This is a genomic window from Chamaesiphon sp. OTE_20_metabat_361 (assembly GCF_031364565.1).
In genome coordinates this window covers 1-7862 of record NZ_JANLWO010000417.1, presented here as the reverse complement: position 1 = coordinate 7862, position 7862 = coordinate 1, and the positions used below count along the sequence as shown (strand labels likewise).

Sequence of the window (7862 nt, the reverse complement as noted above, 5' to 3'; positions counted from 1 at the left end):
ACGCCAATATAGACATCTCGACCTTTTAAGAAAGTTAATTTATCGGTCAGCTTAGCTAAAGCTGCTGTTGGGCTACCGGGTTGACCGTTATGTGTTAATTTGTCCAGATTAACCATTGCACCTGTATAAATTTTACCGTCTTTAATATTTGTCTTGATGCCTTTAATGCCGATCGGCACTTGCTTGTTTTGCTGCGAAGCGGCGATTTTTGCTACTACTAAGTTATTTACGTCTCGATCGCTAAGTTTGACATACACTTTTTGACCCGATCGAGCGCGCTCGATCGGTGCTGAGATCTTTTGCTTGGTGGCTGCTGCGCGCTCGGTAATTTGACTCGGTTGCAATGGTAGAGACTGGACAAATTAACACATAACGGTCAACCCGGTAGCCCAACAGCAGCTTTAGCTAAGCTGACCGATAAATTAACTTTCTTAAAAGGTCGAGATGTCTATATTGGCGTAGTTGGTAAACCTACACTCACAGGAGATCGGATTGAGTTTGCACCGGACACCCAAATCAAGATCGGTAACATGAACTTTACGATCGCCCAACTAGCCGACAATCTTGGTGTACCCGCAGAAAAACTGCAACAGACGATCGATCTTCAATTGCAGCAACAGAACCTTAAAGTAAATCGGATCGATCTTAAAAATAATGGGCTTGAAATCGAAGGTTCAAAAAAATAACCAAGCTATTTATAAAATTAATATTGCTGTCGCTGCTACTGTTGCAGGCATAAAAAATAGCAGAGGATTGAATAGTTTAAGCCCTAAAGCCTAAAACCTAAAATCTAACATCTACCTAAAGGATCGCGAATAGAACTATAATTTGTGATTGGCAAGCCCATCTATATTTTAGGAGTTCACGGTGGAACGGACATTTCTCGCAATCAAACCTGACGGCGTTCAACGTGGCTTAGTTGGCGAAATCATTCGTCGTCTAGAAACCAAAGGCTTTACCCTCGTGGGCTTAAAATTAATGCACCCCAGCCGCGAATTAGCAGAGCAACACTACGCAGTCCACAAAGAAAGACCATTCTTCGGTGGTTTAGTTGATTTTATGACTTCTGGACCAGTCGTGGCAATGGTGTGGCAGGGTGATGGTGTGGTCGCGGCATCTCGACTGGCAATCGGTACTACAAACCCGCTGGTATCCCCTCCAGGTACGATTCGTGGCGATCTGGGCATCAACATCGGCCGGAATCTCATTCATGGTTCGGACGCAGTTGAAACCGCTCACAGCGAGATTGCGTTATGGTTTAAAGCGGAAGAATTGGTCGATTGGACACCGACTGTCTCGCCTTGGTTGTCGGAATAATTTAGGGAATAGGGAATAAGGGATAGGGAATAGAGCAAAAATTAAATTTTCCTTCTTACTGCTGAGGCAGAAACTACCCTAATAGAACTACGCTAATAGTTAAGAGTCAGGATATTGCTTTTAACTATCCCCTATCCCCTATTCCCTATCCCCTAAATCTAGATGCAGCAGGTTGACTTCACGACATTAACAGCGGCAGTGCGGGAGTTACAACCAGAATGGATACCCGCACGCGTCGAAACCGTCTACCAAAGCGATCGCTACACCCTCGCCCTCGGCTTGCGTACCCTGGACAAAAAAGGCTGGATTGCCATCTCCTGGCACCCTCAAGCCGCTCGAATCGTCCTCACCGACCCCCCACCGCGAATTCCTGATACCTTCACTCTCAGCCAGCAATTGCGCTCTGTCTTGGGCGGATTGGCAATGACGGGGCTGGAAATGCCGACACCGTGGGAACGGTTGGTGCGGCTGACATTTGCCTCTCGACCTGGGGCTGAGGCTCTATATTATTTATATGTAGAACCGATCGGGAAATACAGCAATCTCACTCTGACAGATGCCGATAATTTAATTATTACCACCGCGCATCAAGTTAGTAATAAGCAGTCTAGCGTGCGGACGATCGAAACTGGCAGACCTTACGAAGTACCGCCATCATTGACCGATCCGATGCCGAGTTTGGAGGAACCACTCGATCGGTGGATCGACAGGGTTAGTCTGATTCCCGATAAACTAAATCAGCGACTAGTTAGAAGTTATCGCGGCTTGAGTACGATCCTGATGAATGAGCTGATTGTCACCACCGGACTCGATCCCCTTCAAACCACTGACACCCTATCTGCTTCAGACTGGGAAAACTTATTTGCATCCTGGCAAAAATGGCTCAGAACCCTGACTAAAGTAGAAGGACATCAATTTCATCCTTGCCTGACAAATAACGGCTTTAGTGTCCTGGGATGGGACAACTCAGGTACTCCAGTAGCAACAGTAAATGAAGCAGTTGAGACTTACTATACCCGGATACTCGATCGCGAAGCATTTACCCAGCTCAAACATCAACTCACCCAAAAATTAAGCACGATTTTAGCTAAATTGCGCCTCAAAGCTAATACCTTCAAAACCAAACTACTCGAATCTACAGGTGCTGACGAATATCGTACTAATGCCGATCTCTTAATGGCATACCTCCAAGAATGGGAACCAGGGATGAAGCAAATTATCCTCAATGATTTTGAGACGGGGGAACCAGTCAAAATCAAACTCGAACCCGAAAAGAATGCAATTCAAAATGCTCAATTTCTCTACAAACGCCACCAAAAATTAAAGCGTGCTAAACTTGCTGTCGATCCGTTACTAGCCGAAGTCCAAGCTCAAATCGATTATTTAGAACAAGTCGAAGCCAGCATTCTCCAAGCAGAAGAAGATAGTAATAACAACGTCCGAGAACTATTACAAACTTTATTAGAAATCAAGAAAGAATTAATCGATACTGGTTATTTTCCCGCCGCAGATCGCATCGCCAAAGCCGAATTAGCCGAAACAAAACCTCGCTCTTTGAAAACGCCCAGCGGCTTTGAATTACTAATCGGACGCAACAATCGCCAAAACGATTTACTCACTTTTAAAACAGCAACCGAATACGATTTGTGGTTTCACGCTCAAGAAATTGCAGGTAGTCATGGGCTATTAAGAATTACCCCTGGAGAGGTAGCGCAAGAAGCAGACTTACAATTTACCGCTAATGCTGTGGCTTACTATAGCCGCTCCAGACAGAGCCAAGCTGTTCCAGTAGTGTATACGGAAACTAAGCATGTCTATAAACCCAAGGGTGCAAAACCAGGAATGGTGATTTACAAGCACGAGCAGATTGTTTGGGGACATCCGCAGGAGATTCAGATCGATATCATCTAGATCGTGACAGCAACTATGTAATTTACGATCGTGTATTTATGTCAGATCGATCGCCAGAAGAAATCCGAGCAACCGTGCTAAGTAAACTCGCTCAATTCAAAAGAAAGAGTTGGAAGCCGCTCGTTAGAGAGGGCGAAGATATTCCAGCTAGTTCTAAATTTGGTGGCACTCCCGTACTTTGTCATGGTGAAAGTTGGCCGCTGTGTGGTGCTTGTCAAAGTCCGATGAGATTTTTCTTCCAGCTTGATTCTCAAGATTTACCATCAACTGAAGTTCAGATTTTTGGTAATGGCATTCTTCAGCTTTTCTATTGCAGCAGCTACGAATGTGATGTGCATTCAGACCATCCAGCTCGATTTCCATTTAATCCTCGTGTGCTTGTAAGAATTATCGATCGAGATCTGGTGACATCTGAAGTAATTGAACCCAAAATGACCGATCCATTTCACTATGATTGGAAAATAGAAGATAATTTTTTTAGAGCGCGTTTTATTGTTGATTGGGAAGAGATTGATGACTATGCTAATTTTATCGAACGAGAGCGGCTTGAATTTTACTTAAATGATTATGACGATGATTTCGAGATAGATGATGATGAAGAATACAATCTAGCTCACGATCTGTCCTATCCAAAAGACAAATTGTCGGGGTGGCCGGATTGGTGCAATGGCAAAGAATTAGTTGAATGCCCATCTTGTCAGAGGGAAATGAATTTCATATTTCAGTTAGCTAGTGAAGATAACTTGCCTTATTGCTGGGGAGATGTTGACAATGGATTTATATTTCAATGTCCAGAGCATCGAGAACAAATAACTTACATTTGGGGGTGCTAAAACTGTGCTGTCAGGCGTTGGCAACCATCTAAAACTTATCACTGCATCGAGATCGATCGATTATCCCAGCCAAGATTCTAAATCTCTCACGCTGGTAAAATCTAATAAAGCCTCAGCTAAAGCTTCTAATCGATCGAATAGATCTGGCTGATTAGATTTCGTCCAACTTAATAATACTGACATCTCCATTTGGAGTTGCATTAACTTCTAGTTTATAGCCTTCCAGCAAACCCATCCCAATGAGGATGCCAGCAGTTGCTGAATTAACTTCAACCAGCTTGCGCTCTCCGTCCCAAATTACGGTTGCCACATAAACACGAAATTGAGAAATACTACCATCGCCTAAAGTAGCTTTTTGATAACCTTGTGGAACAAGTCCCAGTTCAGAGACAATCTCAATCGGTAAAATTAGATCGCCATTAAATCCTGTATCGATAACTGCATCGACAGCAATCTTGCTATTTCCATCACCGATAATTATCAACTTGAGAATCGCTTCTCGCTGTTGATTGACTCGTCCAAACATCATGGTAATTAAGCTGGATACACAGAGTTGAATCGGTGAACGCTTTCTGAGCCAACTCGTTCAAACCACAACTGCGCTGCTGGCAACCGCTCGAACATTTTAGCCGCAGCAGCAAGGGTGGTATCTGCTAATTCAAATTCGCCTGTTTCGATATCGATCGCGACAATCATATTATCAGATTGTATTCCCAGTGTTGGTAAAACAGTCTGTTGGTAAATTTGAGTACCTTTTTGGGCAAATTGTTCTGGACTGTAGCGCAAGACATGCTGAGTTGATGGTGTATGAGAATTGATATTCATAGCTAAACACTCAATAACAACCAATTTAAGTCTATTGTATCTCGATTATGATAAATCTCGTCCTCTTAGAAGCTTGGGATATATGTAATTTGATTCTTCCCGATCGATTCTTTGCGCGAACCTTTATAATTAAGGCTGCTAGTTGTGGATGCGTCAAAAACTGAGATGGTAAATTTAAATCCTACTTCTTCCTTTAGTATTTCCATGCACTTAGAAGTGCCCAATCGATCGGGGATGCTGGCGAGTATCGCTCAGGGCATTGCTTCTGTCGGTGGCAATATCAGCACACTGGATATTACCGAGCAGACGCGGGTGCTATCGCGGATCGATGTAACGGTGGATGCGACTAGTACCGAACATGGCGACCAAATTGTCGAAGTTGTCAAGTCGATTCCGGAAGTGCGGCTGACGAGAACGTTCGATCGAACGATGGAGCTGCATCGCGGCGGTAAAATTCGGATGGAGAGCAAGATTCCACTGACGCGTCAGTCGGATCTGGCGATGGCGTATACTCCCGGTGTCGGACGCGTATGTATGGCAATCGCGCAGGAACCGGAACGAGTTTACGAGCTGACTATTAAATGTAATACGGTGGCGATCGTCAGCGATGGTAGCGCGGTATTGGGATTGGGCAATTTGGGCGCTGCTGCTTCGATGCCTGTGATGGAAGGGAAGGCGATGTTATTTAAAGAATTTGCCGGACTCGACGCGTTCCCGATCTGTCTGGATACTCAAGATACCGAAGAAATCATCAAAACTGTCAAACATCTGGCTCCCGTATTTGGCGGGATCAATCTCGAAGATATTGCCGCGCCGCGTTGTTTTGAAATTGAAGCACGATTGCGGGCAGAATTAGATATTCCGGTGTTTCATGACGACCAACATGGTACCGCGATCGTCACGCTTGCCGCACTATTAAACTCGCTCAAACTAGTCAAAAAATCTCTCGATACCGTCAAAATTACCATTAACGGTGCGGGTGCTGCGGGGATTGCGATCGCCAAATTATTTACGACGGCTGGTGTCAAACATATCTGCATCTGCGACTCGAAGGGGATTATATCTACTAGTCGGACTGACTTGAATCCTGAGAAACTAGAATTTGCCGTCGCGCAAACGGGGACGCTCGCGGATGCGATGGTGGGTGCGGATGTGTTCCTGGGTGTCAGTGCGCCGGGGGTTGTCAGCGTGGAAATGGTGAAGTCGATGGCAAAAGATGCGATCGTGTTTGCGATGGCAAATCCCATTCCCGAAATTCAACCAGAATTAGTCAGTAATGATGTGGCGGTGATGGCAACCGGACGCAGTGATTATCCCAATCAAATCAATAACGTCTTAGCTTTCCCTGGCGTGTTCCGAGGCGCGATCGATTGTCGTGCCAATCAGATTACCATCAATATGTGTCTCGAAGCTGCTAAAGCGATCGCCTCACTCATCAATCCTAACGAACTCAATCGCGAATATATCGTCCCTTCGGTGTTCGACAAGCGCGTTGCTACAGCAGTCGCTTCGGCGGTGCAGAAAGCGGCTAGAGAAGAGGGAATTGCTAAGTATTAGGCTTTAGGCTTTAGAGGATGTCTGAAAAGTCTAATTGCTGCGTTTCAAGACCTAAATCCCCCAACCCCCTTGGAAAGGGGGCTTTTAAAGTCCCCCTTTCCAAGGGGGATTTAGCGGATGCAATCACGCGGAGGTTTCCTCCGCATGTGTTGCACCAAGCAGCGGCGTTTTTATTAGGGGGTTACCCCCGAAAAAAAAAACGACAAGACAGGGGGATTCAGATCTCCGATTCACACCGAAAAGCCTTTTCAGACACCTTCTTAGGGTTGTGTTAGCTTAGTCGTTCTATTTTTCCACTGATACGGTTGGTAAAATAACTTCTGGAATTACCACAGGAGTTGTTTTTTTGGATTTAGTTGGAGTAGGTTTGGTACTGAAGGTGAGCGATCGAGTCTCTGTCGCCGCCGCTTCACCCGCGATACAATCGACATAGATCGTATCACCTGCACCGAAAGCCGTCTCCAGAATTTTAGTTGCGATCGGGTTTTGGAGTTCGCGCTGGATGGCACGTTTTAAGGGTCTGGCTCCGTAGATCGGATCGTAACCGACATCGGCGATATAATCTTGGGCGGCAGTTGAGAGCTGAATCTCGATCTTTTGATCTGCTAACATCTTTTCGATCCGGCGAATTTGAATCGTCACAATTTGGCGGAGTTCGGTTTTTTTGAGGGGTTCAAAAATCGTCAGTTCATCGACGCGAGTGATAAATTCCGGTCGGAAAAACGTGCGGAGGGTATTTGTCACCTGTTCGCGCAGGTCGTTAACTTGAGTCTTATCGCGATGGGGATCGAGCAATACATTCATAATCTGGTCGCTAGCCAGATTACTAGTCATGACGATGACGGTATTGGCAAAGCTGACGGTTTTACCTTTGGAGTCGGTGATCCGTCCGTCGTCTAGAACTTGGAGCAAGATATTAAATACGTCGGGATGCGCTTTTTCGACTTCATCGAAGAGGACGACGCTATAAGGATGACGGCGCACGGCTTCGGTGAGTTGTCCGCCATCTTCATGTCCCACGTATCCCGGCGGGGCACCGATCAGGCGGGAGACGGCATGTTTTTCCATATATTCGGACATATCGAGCCGCACCATCGCTTCCTCGCTATCGAACAGAAATTCTGCTAGTGCGCGGGCGAGTTCGGTTTTACCGACACCTGTCGGCCCCATAAATAGGAACGATCCGATCGGGCGGTGGGGATCTTTCATCCCGGCCCGAGCGCGGCGAATGGCGGCAGAGACGGCACTGACAGCCTCATTTTGCCCGATCACCCGGTTGTGGAGGTGGGATTCGAGTTGAAGTAGTTTTTGGCGCTCGGAGGTGAGCAGACGGTTGACGGGAATCCCCGTCCATTTGGCGACGATTTCAGCAATATCGCTGTCGGAAACTTGTTCGCGCAGCAGGGTAGAGCCTTGAAC

10 protein-coding genes are annotated in these 7862 nt (G+C 46.0%); 5 read left to right on the top strand and 5 right to left on the bottom strand.

The window, feature by feature from the left end; genetic code table 11:
* Positions 1–344, bottom strand: a 344-nt coding sequence (locus tag RMO35_RS12135) for a hypothetical protein (protein WP_309741510.1), incomplete at its 3' end; no start/stop codon positions are given.
* Positions 345–530: 186 nt separating this feature from the next.
* On the opposite strand from RMO35_RS12135, the gene RMO35_RS12130 reads away from it, so the two are divergent.
* From RMO35_RS12130 to RMO35_RS12115, 4 genes are all read left to right on the top strand, one after another.
* Entirely contained in the window at positions 531–686 is a 156-nt protein-coding gene (locus tag RMO35_RS12130) for a hypothetical protein (RefSeq protein ID WP_309741509.1), read from the top strand.
* 181 nt (positions 687–867) lie between these two features.
* Entirely contained in the window at positions 868–1317 is a 450-nt protein-coding gene (ndk, locus tag RMO35_RS12125) for a nucleoside-diphosphate kinase (protein WP_309741508.1), read from the top strand.
* Positions 1318–1479: 162 nt separating this feature from the next.
* Positions 1480–3228, top strand: a complete 1749-nt coding sequence (locus tag RMO35_RS12120; RefSeq protein ID WP_309741507.1) for an NFACT RNA binding domain-containing protein — start codon at positions 1480–1482, stop codon at positions 3226–3228.
* 74 nt (positions 3229–3302) lie between these two features.
* Positions 3303–4061: a DUF1963 domain-containing protein gene (locus tag RMO35_RS12115; RefSeq protein WP_309741506.1), complete on the top strand. Its 759-nt coding sequence runs from the start codon at positions 3303–3305 to the stop codon at positions 4059–4061.
* 60 nt (positions 4062–4121) lie between these two features.
* Here RMO35_RS12115 and RMO35_RS25315 read toward each other — a convergent pair whose 3' ends face one another.
* From RMO35_RS25315 to RMO35_RS12105, 3 genes are read right to left on the bottom strand one after another with little or no spacing between them, the layout of a single operon-like run.
* The gene (locus tag RMO35_RS25315) at positions 4122–4244 is read right to left on the bottom strand and encodes a DUF4351 domain-containing protein (RefSeq protein WP_396135660.1); all 123 of its coding nucleotides are present in this window, start codon (positions 4242–4244) and stop codon (positions 4122–4124) included.
* Positions 4213–4590, bottom strand: coding sequence for a clan AA aspartic protease (locus RMO35_RS12110; RefSeq protein ID WP_309741505.1), 378 nt, complete (start codon positions 4588–4590; stop codon positions 4213–4215). The genes RMO35_RS25315 and RMO35_RS12110 overlap by 32 nt, the downstream gene beginning before the upstream one ends.
* Positions 4591–4595: 5 nt before the next feature.
* Positions 4596–4886, bottom strand: coding sequence for a hypothetical protein (locus RMO35_RS12105; RefSeq protein ID WP_309741504.1), 291 nt, complete (start codon positions 4884–4886; stop codon positions 4596–4598).
* Positions 4887–5051: 165 nt separating this feature from the next.
* Here RMO35_RS12105 and RMO35_RS12100 point away from each other — a divergent pair, with 165 nt between their 5' ends.
* Positions 5052–6443, top strand: a complete 1392-nt coding sequence (locus RMO35_RS12100; RefSeq protein WP_309741503.1) for an NAD-dependent malic enzyme — start codon at positions 5052–5054, stop codon at positions 6441–6443.
* Positions 6444–6728: 285 nt separating this feature from the next.
* On the opposite strand, the gene RMO35_RS12095 is transcribed toward RMO35_RS12100, so the two are convergent.
* A partial coding sequence (locus RMO35_RS12095; RefSeq protein WP_309741502.1) for an AAA family ATPase occupies positions 6729–7862 on the bottom strand: 1134 nt, incomplete at its 5' end.

Excerpts from the sequence above, each read along its gene's own strand:
- RMO35_RS12130 (WP_309741509.1), top strand. The coding sequence starts at position 531 with ATGAACTTTACGATCGCCCAACTAGCCGACAATCTTGGTGTACCCGCA.
- RMO35_RS12120 (WP_309741507.1), top strand. The coding sequence starts at position 1,480 with ATGCAGCAGGTTGACTTCACGACATTAACAGCGGCAGTGCGGGAGTTA.
- RMO35_RS25315 (WP_396135660.1), bottom strand. The coding sequence starts at position 4,244 with ATGTCAGTATTATTAAGTTGGACGAAATCTAATCAGCCAGATCTATTC.
- RMO35_RS12110 (WP_309741505.1), bottom strand. The coding sequence starts at position 4,590 with ATGATGTTTGGACGAGTCAATCAACAGCGAGAAGCGATTCTCAAGTTG.
- RMO35_RS12105 (WP_309741504.1), bottom strand. The coding sequence starts at position 4,886 with ATGAATATCAATTCTCATACACCATCAACTCAGCATGTCTTGCGCTAC.
- RMO35_RS12100 (WP_309741503.1), top strand. The coding sequence starts at position 5,052 with ATGGTAAATTTAAATCCTACTTCTTCCTTTAGTATTTCCATGCACTTA.